We start from the raw sequence: 18,350 nt of genomic DNA, 5'->3' as shown, positions 1-18,350 counted from the left end.
GAGGGCATGCTGGACGGAGTGCACGGGGATGCCATGGCCCTGCGTTTGGACGGCAAGGTGCTGGCAAGGGATGTGGAGCATCGTCTTCAAACCCTGATTGAGCGGCGTTTGGCCGAGGCGGGGCGACCGCCGGGCTTGGCGGTGCTGCGGGTTGGTGATGATCCCGCCAGCGCCGTCTACGTCGCTAACAAGGAAAAGGCCTGTGCTCGGATTGGGGTGGCCAGCTTTGGCGATCACCTCCCTGCCGACACGCCTCCAGCGCAGGTGCTTCAAACGATTGAACGATTGAATGCCAACCCGGAAGTGGATGGGATCCTCCTGCAGCTTCCCCTCCCCGCCGGCCTCGATGAGGGGCCGCTGCTGATGGCCATCGATCCTGAAAAGGATGCCGATGGTCTACACACCCTCAATCTTGGACGGCTGCTCAAGGGGGAACCGGGCCCGCGCAGCTGCACCCCCGCAGGGGTGATGGCGATGCTGCGCAGCAATGGCATCGATCCAGCGGGCAAGCGCGCTGTGGTGATCGGCCGCAGCATTCTTGTGGGGCAGCCGATGGCTTTGATGCTGCAGGCCGCCAACGCCACCGTCACCATTGCCCACTCCCGCACGGCCGATCTGGCGGCCCACACCCGCGAAGCCGACATTCTTGTGGTGGCAGCCGGCCGTCCTGAGTTCATCGGGGCCGAGCACGTGCGGCCGGGAGCGGCGGTGGTGGATGTCGGCATCCACCGCAAGCCGGAAGGCGGATTGTGCGGTGATGTTCGAGCGGCTGAAATTGAGTCGATCGCTTCTGCCCTTTCGCCTGTCCCCGGCGGTGTGGGACCGATGACGGTGACGATGCTTCTGGTGAACACCGTTGTGGCTTGGTGCAGACGCCACAACCTTGACCATGATTTGGACGATCTCGTGCCCTGATCGGTTCCATGGCGCTGCACTGGCTGTTCCCCACCCCCGTTCTGCAGGTGGATCTCGAGCCGGATGCCGCCACCGCCGCAGCCATGCAGCAGCAGCTGGAGCAGTTCGATGCCCAGGTGTATCAGCACCCCGAGTTCAGCGATCGCAACAACCTCACTGGGGATCTGTTGGGCCATGCCGGCCTGGATCAGTTGCATCGCATGGATGCGTTCCAGTGGCTGAACGGCCAGTTGGCCGAGCAGGTGTCGGCTTATCTCCGTTCGCTGTTAGGCCCGGATCACGGTCTTGTGGCCCATATCCAAAAAGCCTGGCCCGTGGTGTGTGCGAGGAATGGCGGAACGGTGGATCTCCACAGCCACCGCAATGCCCAGTTGAGCGCGGTCTTTTACGTGTTGACGGATTCGGCCAACGAGAGCGGGGAGCTGGAATTTGAGGCACCAGACGATTACTTCAGCCATGTGATGGCGATTCCTTACCGCGACGCGGCTGTCTCTGGTGGTGTGTTCGCGCCGCTGCCCCACCGTCTTCTGCTGTTCCCCTCGGACCTGCGCCATCGGGTGCTTCCCTACGAGGGAAGCGGCCCCCGCTATTCGGTGTCCTACGACCTGGCCATCACCACGGCGCCAGGCAAGGGACGCGAGATGCGAACACCCCATCCGATGGATTGGGTCCCCCTCGGCAGCTAAGGGCTCGGCCTGAGAGAATCCCGCCAGCCAGGGTCCACCCATGAGCGCCGAGTTCGATTTCAAGGCCTATCTCGGCAAGGCCAAAGAGCAGGTGGAAGCGGCCCTCGATGGATCCCTTGGTCCTGAGCGGCCGGAGTCCCTCAGGGAAGCGATGCGCTATTCGCTGCTTGCCGGTGGCAAGCGCCTGCGCCCGATTCTCTGCCTTGCCGCCTGCGAGCTGGCGGGTGGGGAGGCGACGCAGGCCCTGCCCACGGCGGTGGCGCTGGAAATGATCCACACCATGTCGTTGATTCACGACGATCTGCCGGCGATGGATGACGACGATCTGCGCCGTGGTCGTCCCACCAACCACAAGGTGTATGGCGAAGCGGTCGCCATCCTTGCGGGTGATGCCCTGCTGACCCGCGCCTTTGAAATGGTGGCGCTGCGCAGTCCGGATGTGCCGGCTGAGCGCCTGCTCAAGGTGGTGGGAGAACTGTCGTTGGTGGCCGGGGCCCCTGGCTTGGTGGGCGGCCAGGTGGTGGATCTGGAAAGCGAGGGCAAGGAGGTGGATCTTGAAACCCTCGAGTACATCCACCTCCACAAAACCGGAGCCCTGTTGAGTGCTTGTGTGATCACCGGGGCGATGATCGGCGGCGCCGATGAGGCGCTGATCAAGGCCCTGCGCATCTATGCCAGGGGAATCGGCCTCGCCTTCCAGATCATCGACGACATCCTCGACATCACGGCCAGCAGCGAGGTGCTCGGTAAAACCGCCGGCAAGGACCTCATCGCTGATAAGACCACTTATCCCAAGCTCCTGGGGCTCGATGAGTCCCGCCGCCGGGCTGATGCGCTGGTGGACGAAGCGAAAGAGTCCCTTCAACCCTGGGCGGAGAAGGCCATTCCCCTGCTGGCGTTGGCCGACTTCATCACCAGCCGCGACCGATGATCGACGCCACGCCTTCCCATGCGGTCCTGCGGGAGTTCTTCGACAACAGTTCGCTCACCTGGGGCTTGATGGCCTGTGGCGTTGCCCAGCTCTCGAAGCTGTTCCTTGAGTTGATCCTGCATCGCCGTTGGCGGCCGTCCGTGCTGATCGAAACCGGCGGCATGCCGTCGAGCCACTCCGCCCTGGTCACAGGCACGGCGGCCTGTGTGGGCTGGACCCTGGGCTTTGATCACCCCCTCTTCGCCCTTGCGGCGATGGTGGCGTTCGTTGTCATGTACGACGCCAGTGGCATTCGGCGTAATGCCGGGCTGACGGCGGAACGGGTGAATGGCTTGCCTGATTCGCTCTGGCCGGAGGCTCCGGAGAAACCCCTCAAGGAAAGCCTGGGCCACAGCAGGCTGCAGGTGCTGGTGGGCAGCCTGATGGGTCCCGCCATTGCTCTGCCTGGCTTGGAGTTTGTGGGATCACCGCTGCATCTGCTGTCGGGTCTTGGAGCTGGGCTGGGGTGACCGCCGCCGCGGAGCTCACCGCTGATCAGCTGGCTGCGGCGGATGCCTTTGCGGCCTGGCTGCAACAGCCCGTGGATGGCACGCCCTTCGTGCTCAGTGGTTTTGCTGGCAGCGGCAAGACATTTCTTTCCATGCGCCTGCTGCGTCAGGTGGAAGCCAGCGGTTTGTGTTGGACCGTCGTGGCCCCAACCCACAAAGCGGTGGGGGTCTTGCGCCAGGCCTTGGAGTTGGAGGGTCTCCAACCCACCTGGTATCCCTCCACCATCCATCGCTTGTTACGGCTGAAGCTCAAGCGCTCCGCCGACTCTGAACTCTGCGAACCCACCGAGCAGACGGCCATGGCCCTGGAGAACCTGGGCCTTGTGCTGATTGACGAAGCCTCGATGGTGGACAGCACTCTGTTGGGTATCGCCCTCCAGTGCGCCCATCCGTTCAAGACCCGTCTGGTGTTTGTCGGCGACCCGGCCCAGTTGCCACCGGTGGGCGAGCAGAACAGTCCCGTGTTTGCGATGCAACGGTCCTGTTCTGCCAGCTTGACCCAAGTGGTGCGGCATCAAGGCCCGGTGTTGCGGCTGGCGGCGGGTCTGCGGGAGGGGCGCCTGCCCTGCCAGATGCCACCGCTGCTGCCGCCGATTCGTTCACCGCAGGGGCAGGTGCGCAGCCTGGTGCAACGAGAGTGGCTGGATCAGGCCCGGCGTGCCTTGCGGGACGCCTCGGTCCAAGACAACCCCGACGCTGCACGCATCCTCTGCTACACGAACCGCACCCTGGATCGTTTGGTGCCCCATGCCCGCCGCGCGATCCATGGGGAAATGGCGGATCAGATGCCAGTGCTGCCCGGTGAGGTGTTGATCACTCGAACCGCGGTGATGGCCCCGGCCTCAAGGGATGGAGAAGAGGCCGGAGAAGAACCCGACATGGTGCTCGGCTCCAACCGTGAAGTGACGGTGCGGGACGTGAAGCCGGAGGCCTGTGACCTGGCGGATTTCGGCCTGTCCTCCGCCGACGGACCTGTGCCTGTGATCGAGACCCTCTCCGCCTCGGTGAATGCGGGGGATCTGGAGCTCACCCTGCGCCTGCAGCCGCCGATTGGCAGCTCTGGTCGTCAGGAGCTCGATGCGGTGATGCAGCGGCTGCGCAAGCAGGCCCGTGATGCCGGCAAGAAAAACGGTCGCGCGATCTGGCGGCAGTACTTCCTGATTCGTGATGCCTTCGCTTCCCTTGGGCCGGCGGCGGTGCTCACGGTGCACCGCAGTCAGGGCAGCAGTTTCGGGGATGTCTTTGTGGCACCGGATGTGTTCCGGGCCGACCCAGCCATTCGCCAGCAGCTCTGTTATGTCGCAGTGTCCCGGGCCCGCACGGGGGTTTGGTTGCTTGGCGGGGAGACGTCGCCTGATCTGCGCGCTGCCTGGCAGCGCGAATTCGACACCACCCGGGATCCCGTATGAATCAGGAGAGCATCAGGCCGCTGATCCCCTGCCAGCCGAGATAAGTCCCCAGCCCGAAACTGAGGCTGCCCACCACAAGTTCTCCCCGGCGCAGCAGGGCGGTTTTGCCGCGTTGCAGTAGCGGAAGAACCCCTTGGCGTCCGATCAACACCGCCAGAAACGGAACCAGCAGCAGGGCAGTGGCGGCGATGCTGAACCCGATGCTGCAGGCAATCTCTTCCTGCAGGGGCAATTGCGCGGTCAGGATGACGGCGGCGCCTTTGGCGAACAACAACAGGTCGTCGGGACTGATCACTTCAGTGACGCTGCTGATCAGCAACAGCAAGGGAAGCGGCATCCCGGCGAAACGGTCCACGGCGCCGCTCCAGGTGGGGGCTGCTCCGTCATCCAGCACCCCTCGGATCAGTTCACGCCCGCCCAGGGCAATTAAGGCGCCGCCGCCGATTAGATCCAGGCCGGTGCGGTGGTCGGATCCATGGGTCATGTCCAGCAGCAGTCCGTGGCCCAGCGTCAGCAGCCCGATCACCGCCAGGGCGCTGGTCAGCAGCCAGCCGCCTACAAACAAGCCCCCGCGCCGCAGCGGCGAGCCCCCCAGCAGCAGCAGTAGCAGCAGAACGATGTGGATGGGCGACAGCGCCACGCCAAGCCCGTAGGTCAGCAGTTCCGTCCAGATTCGGGGCTCCGCCATCGGCCTTCAGAGGCTCAGGATCAGGGCCGCCAGGCCAATGCTCACCCCCAAACTCACAACACCGAGAAGGGCTCTCCAGAAGGCTTTGTCTTTGGTGTCGAGGAAGTTGCTCAAGGAACGCCAGGGGCTTCAGTCGTCAGTTTTGCCATCTGGCAGCAGGTAAGGAAAGGTGCGACGGATCGGGCGGTGCAGCGACCGCAGCGTTTTTTTGTAGTGCACGCCGGGCACAACGCTGTAACGGCGCCCCAGCACCAGCGCATGGTCCAGATCGGCCTCGCAGCTGCGGATGTCGGTCTGGACAGGCCGCGCCTGCGTTGACACCGGTGCAGCGGCGGGAATCAGGGCTGAAAACTGTCCTTCCCCCTGCCGCCAGCTCTGACAGGCGTCGAGGGCCTCTGCCGCGGAATCGAACACCTTCTTGGTGGTTTCCCGTCGCGTGCTCATGGCCTCCATGCCGAGCAGGGGCAGCGCGGTGATCAAAAGGACAAATCCGAAGCGGAGCATGCGACTGGCGCGAAGGTCCTGCTTCAGCCGTAGCGAGATAGGCGGAGCGTGGAACCCCCCTTCGCAATCTTTTCGCCTGAGTGTCTCAGTAGCGCACTTCGAACCAATCGTCGCCCGTAACCGTGAGCTGGCTGGGTGTCACCCGAAGCACCCTTGCACCCGGCGGCCCGACTTCACACCAGGCCCGAAGTTCAGATAAGGCCAGCGGTGGCCCTTCGGCTTGAACTTCCACACGGCCATCACTGAGGTTGCGCACCCAACCGCTGATGCCGAGATCCAGGGCGCGCCGATTGCAGCTGGCGCGGAACCCCACCCGCTGAACGCGGCCTTCGATCACCCAGCGCCAGCGTTCGGCGAAGGGTTGGATTCGCGTGGGTTGCTGGCGGCTGACGAAGCGCTTGCTGATCACTTCTCCCCGGCTTCTAGCGCGGCGCGCCATCGGGAGCAGATCGTCGTAGAGCTCGCCCAGTGCAGGTGAACCCAGCTCGCGTGAACTGTCTGATCGACCCATCCTTCCGAATGTCGATGGACTTTCCATCCCTCAATGTCCCACAGCACTGACCTGTCGGAGGACGGCCGTTTGGTGTGCAGTTCCCAGCGGTGAAATTCGTGACCCACCAGCTGCTGACCGCTCTTCACAACAGGGCTGTCCCGCCGGGCCTGCAGGCGGCGATAGCCCACCTGCAGCGGGCCGCGCTGGGCCGTGAAGGGAAGCAGGCCCGCCATGCGGTGGCTGGTGCCATCGAGGTCGGTCAGCTGGTGTCCGAGCACAAGCATCCCGCCGCATTCGGCGTAGATCGGTCGCTGCTGCACGAAGGCCCGCAGCGAGCTCAGGCTTCGCTCACAGCCGCTGAGCTGGGCGGCGTGCTGTTCGGGGAAACCGCCCGGCAGGATCAGTCCCTTGGCTTCTGAAGGGATGGCCTCATCGGCCAGGGGGCTCCAGCGGAGCACGGGCATGCCCATGTGCTCCAGCAGTTCACTGGTTTCCTGGTAGCGGAAGTGAAAGGCGGCATCACTGGCTAGTGCCACTGGCAGGGGCTGCCCCTGTTCCACGGGAATGTTGGCCAGGGGCTGCGACCCGGGGCGGGGTGCCTGCAGCAGGGGTTCCAGGCGTTCCAGGTTCAGGTGCTGGCTGGCCAGAGCGGCCCAGGCCTGGCGTCGCTGCTCGGGGGCCTCCAATTCATGGGCCGGGGCCAAGCCGAGATGACGGCCCGGCAGGGCCAGGGCTTCGCTGCGCGGCAGGCAGCCCAGCAATGGCACCCCCATGCGCTCCAGCACCTCGGCCAGCAGCTCCCGGTGCCTGGGGCTGCTGACTTTGTTGAGCACCACACCCGCGATGTGCAGCTGGGGATCGTGATCGCGGAATCCGCGCACGATGGCGCCGAGGGAGGCGGCCTGACCACCGGCATCCAGCACCAGCACCACCGGCAGGTTCAGCAGGCGGGCCACGTCGGCGGTGCTTCCGGTTGTACTGCTGCCGATGCCATCGAAGAGCCCCATCACCCCTTCCACGAGGGTCAGCTCAGAGGCACCTCCGTAACCGTGAAACGCCTGGCGAACCCAGGTTTCCCCGCAGAGATTGAGATCGAGGTTGCGACAGGCCTGACCCGAGGCCTGGCTGAGCAGCTGGGCATCGAGATAGTCCGGTCCCACCTTGAAAGCTTGAATCCGGCGGCCGTTCTGCTGGGCCCAGCTCAACAGCGCCAGGCTCAATAGGGTTTTGCCGCTGCCACTGGCTGGTGCAGCGATGACAGCGGCCATGGCTCAGACGCGGATCAGCCCAGCAGCCTGGCAGCCAGCGGAGCCGCAGCGGCCAGCAAGGGGTTGGTGCTGTCGTGCCCGCCGCCCAGCAGGCGGGCCACATCCATTTCAGGGGTGTCGTGCTGCACGGGAACGACTTCCTCATGCAGATCGAGGTTGGCCATGCCTCCCCCCTCCAAACGCATGCAGCCCCCGGAGTCAGCGCAGAGAATCACGCACACGCCTTGCCCGTTCTCCGGTTCGGCAATGAGTCGAAGCCCCACCATCTGTCCGGCGTGCACGTTGGGCTGCCCCATCGGCACAGCCATCAGTTGGAAGCTCACCTCCGTGCCATCGGATCGCTTGAACTGGGCGGTGGTGCCGTCTTCGATCGCGGTGGTCGATACAAGCGTCCAGCCCAGTCGATCGGCGATCCAGGCGGCCAGCAGCAGCCCCTGGGCGGGGTGATGGCCCTCAACATCAATGTCGAGACGGGTGATGTGGCTTAAGGCATCACGCCGTTGTGGCGGGTCGAACACCATGGCGAGGGTCTCGCGCCAGCTGCGCAGGCGCAGCCAGTTGAGATCGTTCACCGCCTGGCCGCTCTCCACGCGGCTGCGCAGCAGCTCAAGGCATTGATGCGGATCCCCCAAAGCGGTGTCGATGATCAGGCGCCGTGGTGCGCTGTTGAGCCGTTGCATCAGCTCCGGCGCTTCGTCGATGCAGCCGTTCCACCAGACCCAGGCCGGCATCGATTCCGGCAGCAGGGGTTCGAGGATTGAAAGGCCCTCACTTAGGGCGCTATGGCCGCCCCGCAGCACCACAACATCTCCACAGGCGGTGGTACCCCCCCCTTCCTCAGGCAGCGGGCAGTAGGCGGCCACGAGTGTTTCGAGGGGCTGCGCCGCATCGATCGTTGGCGCCAGGGTGATCAACCGCCGGGGCATCAGCGCACTCAGGGCTGGATCGATGTACTGCCCACGCAGGTCTTCTGCGCTCGCCCGCCCTTCAAAATCAGCCACCGCCTTCACCACGGCCCCATCCAGCGGCGGCGTGCTCAGGGGAAGGTCGGCATCCAGCACCGCTTGGCGGCCCGCAGCGATCAAGGCGGCGGACTGCTGTCCGGTGACGGGCCCCGGCAGACGACCACTGCGGACGAGTTGCTGCTCGGCCCAGGCGGGTTGCCAGATCAGCAGGCAGAAGGTGTTGGCCCCGGAGCCCGTACTGCCCTGCTGCTCGGGGGACCAGAGCTGTTCGAGGTAGTGGGGGACCTCCGCAGGTGCAAGTTCCAGCGGGGTTTGCAGGGTGAGCTGAGGGGACATGGTGACGGATGAACGAGTCGTGCAGAGCTGAGAAGCTGGTCTATGGAAGAGCCGTATCAGGGGCGTCGCCAGAGCAGTCCGTCTTTTGCCAACAGGGCGTCTGCTGCGGCAGGTCCCCAGGTGCGTGATTCGTAGGGATGAACCGGCAGCTGCCAGGGGCTGTCTTCAATCAGTTCCAGCAGCGGGGTGTAGAGCCGCCAAGCCGCCTCCACTTCATCGCTGCGGGTGAAGAGGGTGGGATCGCTGAGCATGGCGTCAGCCAGGAGCCGCACATAGCCCTCATCAGAGGGTTCACCGAAGGATTCGTCGTAGGAGAACTCCATATCGATGGGGCGGCTGCGCATGCCAGAGCCGGGTGATTTCACCTCGAAGCGGAATTCAGCCCCTTCATCCGGCTGGATGCGCAGGATCAGCTGATTGGCGGTGGGGCCTCCGGTGGCCGCATCAAAGAGATGCACTGGTGCTTCACGGAAGGTGAGCACCACCTCACTCGTGCGCTTGGCCAGCCGTTTGCCGGTCCGCACATAGAACGGAACCCCCTGCCAGCGCCAGTTGTCGATGAACAGCTTCATCGCCACATAGGTCTCGGTGGTGCTGTTGGGATCCACGCCGGGTTCATGGCGGTAACCGGCCAGAGGCGATTCCGCGGAACCACCGGGTCCGTACTGGCCGCGGATGCAGCAGTTCCAGGGTTCGAGCTCATCGGCCAGGCGAGCAGCCTGGAGCACCTTGGCTTTTTCGTTGCGGATTGCTTCCGGATCAAAGCGTCCTGGTGGTTCCATGGCGGTGATCGCCAGCATCTGGGTCAGGTGGTTCTGCACCATGTCCCGCAGAGCACCGGCCGACTCGTAGTACCCGGCGCGCTCTTCCACGCCCACGGTTTCAGCGGCAGTGATCTGAACACTGGAGATGTAGTTGCGATTCCAGATCGGCTCGAAGATCGTGTTGGCAAAGCGCAGAACCATGATGTTCTGGACCGTTTCCTTGCCCAGGTAATGGTCGATGCGAAAGATCTGGTTCTCCTGACCGCAGGCCTGGACCACCCGATTGAGGCCCTGGGCACTGCCGTAGTCGCGACCGAACGGCTTCTCGATCACCACCCGGCTGCGTTTGGGGTCCTTCAACAGGCCAGCGTCGGCGAGTGAACGGCAGCCACTGGCATAGAACTTGGGGGAGACGGAGAGATAAAAGGTGCGGTTGCCGCGGGTGGCGCACTGTTGATCGATCTGCTCGAGCCTGGCGTGCAAACTCAGCATGTGATCGCTGTTTTGTAGGTCGACCGGCTCGTAGAACAGCTTGCCGACGAACTGCTCCCAGGCCTGGGGATCGTCCTGAATCGTGCTGGCGAGCGCCTCCGCCATTTTTCCGCGGAACTCCTCGTCACTCCACGGCCGTCGCGCACAGCCCAAAAGGGCGAACTCACTGGGCAGACGCCGTTGTTTGAACAGCTCAAACAGGGCTGGCACCAGCTTGCGGTGGGTGAGATCACCGCTGGCGCCGAAGATCACCAGACACTGCGGCGCGATCACGCGCTCCTGGCGCAGTCCAACCCTGAGGGGGTTCGTCATCGTGGCAACCATGGAGTGTCCAGGCTTCTGACGCAGGTTTAGGCACGGAACCGGCAATAGACATGGTCTCGCCGCTTTGTTTCCGTGTTGGTTTCAGCGTTTGTTGCCAACCGAAAAAAAAGTCCACCCCTCGGGGTGGACTGGAAACGATTAATGGCTGATCGAACATCTCTTGATCGATCAATAGGTTTCAACGTGCCAGCGGTCGGCCTTTTTGAGCTGAGGGCGCAGTTCGGCCCAGTCCAGACCCTTGGCGGCCGCGGCGGCGGTCATGGCCTCATCAATGCCCGGCTCCATGCCGCGCAGACCGCACATGTACACATGGGTCTTGGGGTCTTCGATCATCGCGAAGATCTCTTCGGCATGTTCGAGAACGCGGTCTTGGATGTACATCCGGCCGCCCTTTGCGTTCTGCTGTTCCCGGCTGATCGCCTTGGTGTAGCGGAAGTTGTCGGGGTACTCCTTCTCGTAGTGGAGGAAGTCCTCGTCGTAAAGCAGGTTGGCGGTTTTGGGCGCACCCATGAACAGCCAGGCTTTGCCTCGGAATTTCCAACCGTTGGTCTCCTGTTCGCGGGGTTCGAACATGCGACGCAGATAGGTGCGCATCGGAGCGATACCGGTGCCGGTCGCCAGCATGATGACGTTGGCCTCCTCATCGTCAGGAAGAAGCATCTCCTTGCCGACCGGACCGGTGATCTTCACCTTGGTGCCGGGTTCGATGTCACAGAGATAGGTGGAGCAGACGCCGTAGATCTGTTCACCGGCATCATTCTTGTATTCAAGCTGGCGAACACAGAGGGAGACGGTGTTGCCTTCCAGGTTGTCGCCGTGGCGGGTGCTGGCGATGGAATACAGGCGCAGTTTGTGGGGCTTGCCGTTGGCGTCCTCACCCTCGGGAATGATGCCGATGCTTTGGCCCTCGATGTACTTCAGCTGGGGGTCACCACCGGAGAGATCAAAGGTGATGTGCTGAACGCGACCGATCGCACCGTCCTGAAGCAGGGAATAGTTCTCGGTGACCGTCCCCATGAAAGGGGTTTTGGGCTTGTAGGTGTTGACCGGAACGTCGGCGTGGGGCTTTTTCTTCGGGGCGCTTGACGTCACGGCTTTCTTGGCGGGTTTTTTGGCGGGTTGTTTGGCAGGTGCCGGGGTGGCGGCAGCGGGAGCGGCAGAACGCTCTTCGCCCGCACCGTTCACAGAAACGATCTTGGCGCCCGTGGCCCCCAATCGTTTGAAAAGTGCGGAAAACTGGTTCATTGCAACGGTGTAGGTCCGCACCACGGACGGCTTGGAGCCGGCCTGGGGACCACGAGCCACAACAGTGAACAGAGCTTCATTGCAGTGCTCTGTCGCTGCATTGGACACCCGCATTGAAATCACCTGACTTTTGTGGCGCGACTATAGGCGTGGCCTTTGATTTCACACAAAAAGGTTGCTGTTCGGAACAGAATCTGATGTGATCCAGGCAACCTCCTTAAGATCCTCAAGTTCGGCCCCTCATCTCGGCGTCTCTTTTGGTTTTCCCCCAGACAATGTTTGGACGCGGGCTGCAAACCTCCGCAGATTCAGGGACTGCGATTGAGCAGACCATGGAGCGGCTACCTCAGGGGACGCGGCGTTTGGCAGCTGAACTCAAATCTCCTTTGCCCGTTCAGCTGCTCTGGGATGTGCTGACGGATTACGAGAACCTGTCCCGCTTCATCCCCAACCTCAGTAGCAGCGAGCTGATCCAACGCCAGGGTCAGACGGTGCGGCTCCAACAGGTGGGTAGTCAGCAGCTTCTGGGGCTTCGCTTTTCGGCCCAGGTTCAGTTGGAGCTGACGGAATACCGACAGGACGGACTACTCCAATTCCGCATGGTGAAAGGGGATTTCCGACGCTTTGATGGCACGTGGCAGATCCGTCAACGTCCTGACGGCAGCTCACTGCTTTATGAGCTGACGGTGCAAGGCTGCCTCGGCATGCCGATCGGTCTGATCGAAGAGCGGCTGCGGGACGATCTCTCCAGCAACCTCAAGGCCGTGGTGCAGGAAGCACACCGCAGAAACAACTGAGATAGAGATTTCGGTTGGGGTTCGGTTCTTGGCCCAAGTTCAATTGGACCTGATCGAGGAGCGAGGGCGCTCCATTCCTCTTGCGAACTCAAGGAATTGGTGCCCGAATCGCACCACAAAAACTCTGAACTGATACTCGGCTCATCGCCAAAACAAACTTGGCGATGACGTCATACCCCCAAGGGGATTCGAACCCCTGTCGCCTCCGTGAAAGGGAGGTGTCCTAGGCCTCTAGACGATGGGGGCGAGGCCGTAATCAGCGAGCGTTCTGTGCTCCTGATCACTTGTGAACACTAGGGCTTGGTCGGACCCTCCGTCAAGACAGCTTGACCCCATTCCACGCCTTGTCCTTGCCAGATCGGCACCGTGAAGGTGAAGCAGGCACCCTCGCCAGGGTCCGAAACCACCCAGATCTTGCCGCCGTGCACTTCGACGATGCGGCGACAGACCGCAAGCCCCACGCCGTAGCCGGTGGTTTGGTCGGAGGTTTGCGGCAGCCGTACCCGATCTAGAAAAATTCGCTGCTGTTCCGCTTCCGGAATACCCGGGCCACTGTCACAAACGCTCACCTCCACACGCTGGCTGGTGCGGTGCAGCATCGTGAGCGAGATGTGCCCGCCATCGTTGGTGTATTTCAGGGCGTTTTCCAGGAGATTCAGCAGCACCTGGCGCATGCGCCGCTGATCGGCAAAGACCTTGGGCAGGTCAGCGGGAATATCGGTTTTGATCTCAACGTTGCGGCCCAGCCATAATTTTTCAAGCTCGAGAATCACTTCGGCTGAAACGCTGGCCAGGTCAAGCCGCTGTGGATTGAAAAGGGTTTCCCACCGGGTGGTGCCCACTTCGAGCAAATCCTTCGATAACGCCTCCATCTCTTGAAGGCGGCGGGTGATCACATCCTGAAAGCGATCCATATCGATCTGGCCCAGCTTCTGGCTTTGCAGGGCCAACGCCGCTGCCGTGAGTGGTGTGCGCAGTTCATGAGCCACCATGCGCAACAGCCGTTCCTGAGCACTGACGCGATCGATCAGCGTTTCGTTCTCCTGGCGCAGCACCAGCAGTTGATCTTCCAGCTGGAGTTCCTTCTGGGTGCGACTGCCATCGAGTTCGGTCGGCCTGAGGCTGAGGCCAAGGCCGCTCACCACCCCATCCTGTTTCCAGCGGGGCACCCACCCTTTGAGTTGCTGAAGGATGTTGCTTCCTGCGAACACCTGTTTGGGGTTCGGCGCCAGTTTGATCAGCGCTGGCGTCACCACGAGGCGATGCAGTTCAAGCAGTTCGGGTTGCTGTGAGGGATCGGCAACCTGCAGGGTGACTTCGAAGCCCAGGTCTTCCCGTTCCAGGAATTGCACCAGGGAACGGAGGTCCTGACCCGACAATTGATGACGTGCTGCCACCAACAGCAGGATCAACGGTTGACGTGTCTTGGGAGAGTCCTTAACCACGCGGACTGCAAGACAGCAAAAACCGATGCTCACCTTATGGGTTTTTGACTGGGCCGCCAGCAGCGCTAAGACGAACAGGAATACTCCGTTGCGTCATCGACGCGGTCCATGTCGCTTTTTTCCGCGCAAAACCGTGTTCCTCTGACCGTTCCGGGGGGAGTGGCTGATCAGCCTTCGATTCAGGTTGATAGCAACCTGCGCCGCTGGTTCAACCGCAATCTGGGATTGTGGCGTTCCCGGCGGCAATACACCTTCAGCGACGATCAGGTTCTCCACTTGGACATCAACCTGAAGATGGAGGCCTTCGCCCATCCCGAGGCCGGCGAGAGTCGGTACCGCTTCAGTTGGTGGTCTGATCAGGAAGACCAGCATTCCGACGAATTCTTCGCCCGTAAGCCCTGGTTTGAACGCAGTGGTGTGATGGAAGCCACGTTGTGGGGCCATCAACTTCAGAGAAGTCGCGGTTACCTCACGGGAGACCCGGTGCGCACCCGGCTGCGTCAGGTGGATGAGCACGAAACCATCCTCGAATCCCACTATCAGCAGTGGGACATCCTTGAGCACATTCGCCTTGTCGATCAAGACCGCTATCGCTACCGCGCCATCTACAGCTGGGAGAACGGTGAGCTCTCGATTGTTGAGCACCATCACGAGATTCGAATGTCCGATCCCCTGCCGCCAATCGAGGACGACTAAACGGCGCCGTTGTGTTGATGGCCCAGTTCAACAACCGCGCCTAAGCCTCGGCCAGCTTTGGCATGGGCGGTAAGTTGCCAAAAATTGACGCTGCCCGGGAACCAAGGTGATTCGTCGTTCATTTGCTGCCGCAGCTCTTTTGCTGGCAGCCCCCTTGCTGTCACCCGCAACGGCTCTGGCACAGTCCTCCAATGACAAGCCCACTCCTGCCACAGCCATGGAGGTCAACACCTATGGCGTGATGTCGATTGCCACCTTCTGTGAGGCAAGGGCTCAAAAGATTGATTTCAGCAAGTCTTTGGCCGTGGCTCTTGCTGGTCAGTTGCATGTGATTTATGGCAAGCACGGTGGTTTGCTTCCCGGCAGCAAAGAGCCCTTGCCAGAGAAGCAATTTCTCAATAATGCAGGATTCATGATTGTTGGAGGAGCGCTGAAGTTCTGCCCTAAATCAGTCCCCGCAGCAGAAAAGGCTCGTTTTGAAAAAGCTGCTGCCTCATTGAAGCCCTCCAAAAAATAATTCTTTTTCAGTCTTCAGTACTTGCAACGTCTGGCCGATCAGGTCAGACGTTTTTTTGTTCGTATTTTCTGTTTTCTTCTGCCCTTTGACGTCTGGCCTCTTGGCTGAACTGTCTCGCCTGAAACGCCTCGGTTTTGAGGTTCGTCCGTCAGGATCACTCCGTGCTCGCGTCGTTAGGCCATGACTGCTGCTACTTCGATTCGTCTGGCGGACTACACGCCATGGGCGTTTGAGCTCCCCGCCATCGCCCTGGACGTGAACATCCAGAGCGACCATGTCGTTGTGTCATCCAGGCTCAGCCTTAAGCCGCGCCGGTCCGGAGAGCCCCTGGTGCTGTGCGGCATCGATCTGGCCATCGAATCCCTGGCGATCGATCAGACGCCTTTGCAGCCCGAGGATTACAGCTTCACCGACGGACGCCTCTCCATTCCCAACGTGCCGGGCCAGCCGTTTGTGCTGGAGACCTGTTGTCGTTTGGACCCCTACTCCAACAGTTCGCTCGAAGGCTTGTATGCCAGTGGTGGTCTGCTGAGCACCCAGTGCGAGGCCGAGGGATTCCGGCGCATCAGCCTTCATCCCGATCGTCCGGATGTGCTGAGCCGATGGCAAGTGCGGATTGAGGCCAGTCGCACCAGCTGCCCTGTGCTGCTGAGCAATGGCAATGCGGTTCAAGAGGAATCCGTTGGCGCTGATCGTCATGCGGTCACTTGGGATGATCCCTTCCCCAAGCCCTCCTATTTATTCGCCCTGGTGGCCGGGGACCTCAGAGAGATTCGTGATCACTACACAACGGCTTCGGGCCGGCAGGTCACCCTGCGATTGCATGTGGAGGAGGGGGATGAACCCTTTACGGCCCACGCCATGGCTTCATTAAAGCGATCCATGCAGTGGGATGAATCGGTTTACAACCTTGAATATGACCTTGATGAATACAACATCGTTGCCGTCCGTCACTTCAACATGGGCGCGATGGAGAACAAGAGTCTGAATATTTTCAACTCAAAGCTTGTACTAGCTGATGCGGAAACAGCCACCGATGCTGAGCTTGAACGCATCGAAAGTGTTATCGCTCATGAATACTTTCATAACTGGAGTGGAAATCGCATTACATGCCGGGATTGGTTCCAGCTGTCGCTCAAAGAAGGCCTGACGGTTTTTCGTGATCAATGCTTCACCGCAGATCTGCATTCGGAAGCGGTTAAGCGCATTGAAGATGTTGCGATGTTGCGCAACACCCAATTTCGTGAGGACGCAGGCCCCACGGCGCACCCGGTGAAGCCAGCGGAATACCAGGCGATCGATAACTTCTACACAACAACCATCTATGAAAAAGGTGCGGAATTGATCCGCATGCTGCGCACCCTGCTTGGACCCGATCGGTTCATGAAGGGAATGGAGGTTTATGTGCAACGTTTCGATGGGACGGCCGCCACGACGGAAGACTTTGTTCAGGCGATCGCTGATGGCGCCACCAGCCAGGGCGAGCCCCTTGGCTTTGATCTGGAACGTTTCAAGCGCTGGTACCACCAGGCAGGAACTCCGGAACTCAGCATTGATCGGCAGTGGAACCCCGAATCGGGTCAGCTGACGGTCGACTTGCACCAGGCGACGCCTCCGACGCCGGGGCAAGCGGACAAACAGCCCCTGGTGCTGCCGGTTGCCCTGGCCCTGGTGGCTGAGCAAGGCCGTGTTGGTGAGGAGCAGCTGTTGGTGATGGAGGCTGAACGCGCCAGCATCACCTTGCAGGGCCAGCCTGGCGACACCCCCCCTGCCCTTTCGGTGCTGCGTCGCTTCTCGGCGCCGGTCCACGTGCGTCTGGAGCAGCCGCTGGAGGAGTGCCTCCAGCTGTTGGCTTCCGATGATGACCCCTTCTGTCGCTGGGATGCGGCCCAGCGCCTGGCACGCCAGGTGTTGTTGGCACGGGCTGAAAAACAGCCGCAGCCTGCCGTGGAGGCGGCACTGATTCAGGCCTTCGATCAGAGGATCTGCGCCTATGACGGCGGTGATGGCATGGACCTGGCGGCGCTGCTGGCGCTGCCGGGAATGGCGGAACTGGAGGCGTTGCAATCCCCAGTGGATCCGCTGGCGCTGGATCAAGCCTTTCGGGCGTGGTCTCAGGAGATGGGCGTTCAACTGCAGTCGTCCCTGCGCCGACTCCTAGAGCTGGCCCGAGCTGACTGGACCTTGGCTTGGCCATCTGGTCAGGGCGGCCGTGCCCTGACGGCCTTGGCCTGGCGCTGGCTTGCCGCGGCGGGCGATGCCACGGTTAAAGCGGAGGCGTTGGCGGCGGTTTCCGGTCCCTCGATGACCCTGGCGCGTGGGGCCCTGCGGGCCTTGCTGCCGCTGGAAGGCGCTGAGCGTGAGCAGGCGTTGGCGCTGTTCTACGACCGTTGGCAGGACAAGCCTGTGATCCTGGACGCCTGGTTTGCGATGGAGGCATCAGCTCCCAGGTCCAACGCTTTGGAGCGGGTTCAACAGCTTTTGGAGCACCCGCGCTTCGATCCCCTCGCGCCTAATTCCCTTCGCGCTGTTCTCGGTGGATTCACCTCAAATGTTCAGGCATTTCATGCCGCCGATGGCAGTGGTTACCGGTTCATGGCGGAGCAAATTGCAGCGGTCGATTCCCGCAATCCGATCACCGCGTCACGGATGGCCAAGGTGTTCAGCCGCTGCGGCAGTTACGGCCCCGAGCGCCAAACCGTCATGCGTCAGGCCATTGACCAGTTGGCCGCCAAGCCCTTGTCGGCGAACACGGCCGAGGTGGTGCAATTGCTCACGACGTGACCACCACCAGCACGATTACCGCGATCAGCAGGATCACCAGCCAGCGTTTTTTAGTTCCGGTGCTGCGACGGCTGCTGCCCGGTGCGGAACGCCCGGCTCGGCTCCCGGCCGCCAGGCCGCAGTTCTGACAGACCAGCCGACCGGCCATGGATCGGTCGGCAAGAAACCGGCGGCTTCCGCAGTTCTGGCAGACGGTGACGGCCAAGGTCTCTCGATCAGCGTTTCACCAGCTTGCCTGGCCTTGGTGAGTCAGGCAGGCACTCACTGATTCAGTCCCGCTCCCAGCCGTCGCAGCCGGCTTTGGAGCGTTGGCGTTTGGTGCGCCGGTAGCTCTCGTTCTGTTGAGCCAGAGCGTCACTGGCCGCAGCAACGGCTGTGCTGTCACCGCTTTCAGCAATGATCAAACGATTGATCGCCATGGCGTTGCCCAGGCGGTTCAGCACCTGATCGATTAGGCGGCACTGATCAAATTCGGCGCGCCCCGCAGCCGGGATCCCCAACAGGACGAGGCTCCAACACGCAGCACGCCAGCCTTTCATCGAT

General features: G+C 61.9%; 19 protein-coding genes and 1 tRNA gene. 9 read left to right on the top strand and 11 right to left on the bottom strand.

Going from position 1 to position 18,350, the window contains the following annotated elements; genetic code table 11:
- The first annotated feature begins 33 nt into the window (after positions 1-33).
- From folD to FZZ90_RS03515, 5 genes are read left to right on the top strand one after another with little or no spacing between them, the layout of a single operon-like run.
- Positions 34-915, top strand: a complete 882-nt coding sequence (gene folD, locus FZZ90_RS03535; RefSeq protein WP_226424458.1) for a bifunctional methylenetetrahydrofolate dehydrogenase/methenyltetrahydrofolate cyclohydrolase FolD — start codon at positions 34-36, stop codon at positions 913-915.
- A gap of 8 nt (positions 916-923) precedes the next feature.
- A complete protein-coding gene (locus FZZ90_RS03530) occupies positions 924-1,601 on the top strand; it encodes a TIGR02466 family protein (RefSeq protein ID WP_226424360.1) in 678 nt (225 codons plus the stop codon).
- 40 nt (positions 1,602-1,641) lie between these two features.
- Positions 1,642-2,532 (top strand): geranylgeranyl diphosphate synthase CrtE, encoded by an 891-nt coding sequence (gene crtE / locus FZZ90_RS03525; RefSeq protein WP_226424359.1) that lies wholly within the window; start codon positions 1,642-1,644, stop codon positions 2,530-2,532.
- Positions 2,529-3,041: a divergent PAP2 family protein gene (locus FZZ90_RS03520; RefSeq protein WP_226424358.1), complete on the top strand. Its 513-nt coding sequence runs from the start codon at positions 2,529-2,531 to the stop codon at positions 3,039-3,041. The genes crtE and FZZ90_RS03520 overlap by 4 nt, the downstream gene beginning before the upstream one ends.
- Positions 3,038-4,489 (top strand): AAA family ATPase, encoded by a 1,452-nt coding sequence (locus tag FZZ90_RS03515; protein WP_226424357.1) that lies wholly within the window; start codon positions 3,038-3,040, stop codon positions 4,487-4,489. The genes FZZ90_RS03520 and FZZ90_RS03515 overlap by 4 nt, the downstream gene beginning before the upstream one ends.
- Before the next feature lies 1 nt (position 4,490).
- Here the strand turns inward: FZZ90_RS03515 and FZZ90_RS03510 are convergent, their stop codons facing one another.
- The 7 genes from FZZ90_RS03510 to FZZ90_RS03480 all read right to left on the bottom strand — a co-directional run bounded on the left by FZZ90_RS03510 (position 4,491) and on the right by FZZ90_RS03480 (position 11,682).
- On the bottom strand, positions 4,491-5,177 hold the full coding sequence (locus FZZ90_RS03510) for a GAP family protein (protein ID WP_226424356.1): 687 nt from the start codon (positions 5,175-5,177) through the stop codon (positions 4,491-4,493).
- Positions 5,178-5,306: 129 nt separating this feature from the next.
- Positions 5,307-5,681, bottom strand: coding sequence for a hypothetical protein (locus FZZ90_RS03505; protein WP_226424355.1), 375 nt, complete (start codon positions 5,679-5,681; stop codon positions 5,307-5,309).
- An 85-nt stretch (positions 5,682-5,766) separates the two neighbouring features.
- Positions 5,767-6,090 carry an acylphosphatase gene (locus tag FZZ90_RS03500; RefSeq protein WP_370631016.1) on the bottom strand — a complete coding sequence of 108 codons (324 nt, stop codon included), beginning with the start codon at positions 6,088-6,090 and terminating at the stop codon, positions 5,767-5,769.
- A complete protein-coding gene (locus FZZ90_RS03495) occupies positions 6,087-7,442 on the bottom strand; it encodes a cobyrinate a,c-diamide synthase (RefSeq protein ID WP_226424353.1) in 1,356 nt (451 codons plus the stop codon). Before FZZ90_RS03495 ends, FZZ90_RS03500 begins: the two co-directional genes overlap by 4 nt.
- A 14-nt stretch (positions 7,443-7,456) precedes the next feature.
- Positions 7,457-8,743 (bottom strand): glucose-6-phosphate dehydrogenase assembly protein OpcA, encoded by a 1,287-nt coding sequence (locus FZZ90_RS03490; protein ID WP_226424352.1) that lies wholly within the window; start codon positions 8,741-8,743, stop codon positions 7,457-7,459.
- 56 nt (positions 8,744-8,799) lie between these two features.
- A complete protein-coding gene (zwf, locus tag FZZ90_RS03485; protein ID WP_226424351.1) occupies positions 8,800-10,323 on the bottom strand; it encodes a glucose-6-phosphate dehydrogenase in 1,524 nt (507 codons plus the stop codon).
- Positions 10,324-10,491: 168 nt separating this feature from the next.
- Positions 10,492-11,682, bottom strand: a complete 1,191-nt coding sequence (locus tag FZZ90_RS03480) for an FAD-binding oxidoreductase (protein ID WP_226424350.1) — start codon at positions 11,680-11,682, stop codon at positions 10,492-10,494.
- Between the two features lie 161 nt (positions 11,683-11,843).
- On the opposite strand from FZZ90_RS03480, the gene FZZ90_RS03475 reads away from it, so the two are divergent.
- Complete coding sequence (locus FZZ90_RS03475; RefSeq protein WP_226424349.1) at positions 11,844-12,365, top strand: SRPBCC family protein; 522 nt, start codon at positions 11,844-11,846, stop codon at positions 12,363-12,365.
- A 173-nt stretch (positions 12,366-12,538) separates the two neighbouring features.
- Here the strand turns inward: FZZ90_RS03475 and FZZ90_RS03470 are convergent.
- Both FZZ90_RS03470 and FZZ90_RS03465 read right to left on the bottom strand, forming a co-directional pair.
- A tRNA-Glu gene (locus FZZ90_RS03470) sits at positions 12,539-12,611 on the bottom strand.
- 47 nt (positions 12,612-12,658) lie between these two features.
- Complete coding sequence (locus FZZ90_RS03465; protein ID WP_226424348.1) at positions 12,659-13,810, bottom strand: histidine kinase; 1,152 nt, start codon at positions 13,808-13,810, stop codon at positions 12,659-12,661.
- A 108-nt stretch (positions 13,811-13,918) separates the two neighbouring features.
- Between FZZ90_RS03465 and FZZ90_RS03460 the strand changes: the two genes are divergently transcribed.
- From FZZ90_RS03460 to pepN, 3 genes are all read left to right on the top strand, one after another.
- Positions 13,919-14,506: a hypothetical protein gene (locus FZZ90_RS03460; RefSeq protein ID WP_226424347.1), complete on the top strand. Its 588-nt coding sequence runs from the start codon at positions 13,919-13,921 to the stop codon at positions 14,504-14,506.
- 217 nt (positions 14,507-14,723) lie between these two features.
- Complete coding sequence (locus FZZ90_RS03455) at positions 14,724-15,023, top strand: cAMP phosphodiesterase (RefSeq protein ID WP_226424346.1); 300 nt, start codon at positions 14,724-14,726, stop codon at positions 15,021-15,023.
- A 180-nt stretch (positions 15,024-15,203) separates the two neighbouring features.
- Positions 15,204-17,807: an aminopeptidase N gene (pepN, locus tag FZZ90_RS03450; RefSeq protein ID WP_226424345.1), complete on the top strand. Its 2,604-nt coding sequence runs from the start codon at positions 15,204-15,206 to the stop codon at positions 17,805-17,807.
- Here the strand turns inward: pepN and FZZ90_RS03445 are convergent.
- Entirely contained in the window at positions 17,797-18,012 is a 216-nt protein-coding gene (locus tag FZZ90_RS03445; RefSeq protein ID WP_226424344.1) for a TFIIB-type zinc ribbon-containing protein, read from the bottom strand. The genes pepN and FZZ90_RS03445 overlap by 11 nt on opposite strands.
- Before the next feature lie 64 nt (positions 18,013-18,076).
- Positions 18,077-18,346, bottom strand: coding sequence for a hypothetical protein (locus tag FZZ90_RS03440; RefSeq protein WP_226424343.1), 270 nt, complete (start codon positions 18,344-18,346; stop codon positions 18,077-18,079).
- Between the last annotated feature and the right edge of the window lie 4 nt (positions 18,347-18,350).

Origin of the sequence: Synechococcus sp. MU1617 (assembly GCF_020514235.1) — a bacterium.
Taxonomy (GTDB): domain Bacteria; phylum Cyanobacteriota; class Cyanobacteriia; order PCC-6307; family Cyanobiaceae; genus Parasynechococcus.
The sequence above is the reverse complement of the archived record's forward strand: the minus strand, read 5'-3'. Positions and strand labels throughout refer to the sequence as shown.

Coding starts and splice junctions, on each gene's coding strand:
- FZZ90_RS03455 (WP_226424346.1), top strand. CDS start 14,724: ATGGAGGTCAACACCTATGGCGTGATGTCGATTGCCACCTTCTGTGAG.
- FZZ90_RS03440 (WP_226424343.1), bottom strand. CDS start 18,346: ATGAAAGGCTGGCGTGCTGCGTGTTGGAGCCTCGTCCTGTTGGGGATC.
- FZZ90_RS03510 (WP_226424356.1), bottom strand. CDS start 5,177: ATGGCGGAGCCCCGAATCTGGACGGAACTGCTGACCTACGGGCTTGGC.
- crtE (WP_226424359.1), top strand. CDS start 1,642: ATGAGCGCCGAGTTCGATTTCAAGGCCTATCTCGGCAAGGCCAAAGAG.
- pepN (WP_226424345.1), top strand. CDS start 15,204: ATGACTGCTGCTACTTCGATTCGTCTGGCGGACTACACGCCATGGGCG.
- FZZ90_RS03530 (WP_226424360.1), top strand. CDS start 924: ATGGCGCTGCACTGGCTGTTCCCCACCCCCGTTCTGCAGGTGGATCTC.
- FZZ90_RS03480 (WP_226424350.1), bottom strand. CDS start 11,682: ATGCGGGTGTCCAATGCAGCGACAGAGCACTGCAATGAAGCTCTGTTC.
- FZZ90_RS03460 (WP_226424347.1), top strand. CDS start 13,919: ATGTCGCTTTTTTCCGCGCAAAACCGTGTTCCTCTGACCGTTCCGGGG.
- FZZ90_RS03495 (WP_226424353.1), bottom strand. CDS start 7,442: ATGGCCGCTGTCATCGCTGCACCAGCCAGTGGCAGCGGCAAAACCCTA.
- zwf (WP_226424351.1), bottom strand. CDS start 10,323: ATGGTTGCCACGATGACGAACCCCCTCAGGGTTGGACTGCGCCAGGAG.
- FZZ90_RS03520 (WP_226424358.1), top strand. CDS start 2,529: ATGATCGACGCCACGCCTTCCCATGCGGTCCTGCGGGAGTTCTTCGAC.
- FZZ90_RS03505 (WP_226424355.1), bottom strand. CDS start 5,681: ATGCTCCGCTTCGGATTTGTCCTTTTGATCACCGCGCTGCCCCTGCTC.
- folD (WP_226424458.1), top strand. CDS start 34: ATGGCCCTGCGTTTGGACGGCAAGGTGCTGGCAAGGGATGTGGAGCAT.
- FZZ90_RS03475 (WP_226424349.1), top strand. CDS start 11,844: ATGTTTGGACGCGGGCTGCAAACCTCCGCAGATTCAGGGACTGCGATT.
- FZZ90_RS03490 (WP_226424352.1), bottom strand. CDS start 8,743: ATGTCCCCTCAGCTCACCCTGCAAACCCCGCTGGAACTTGCACCTGCG.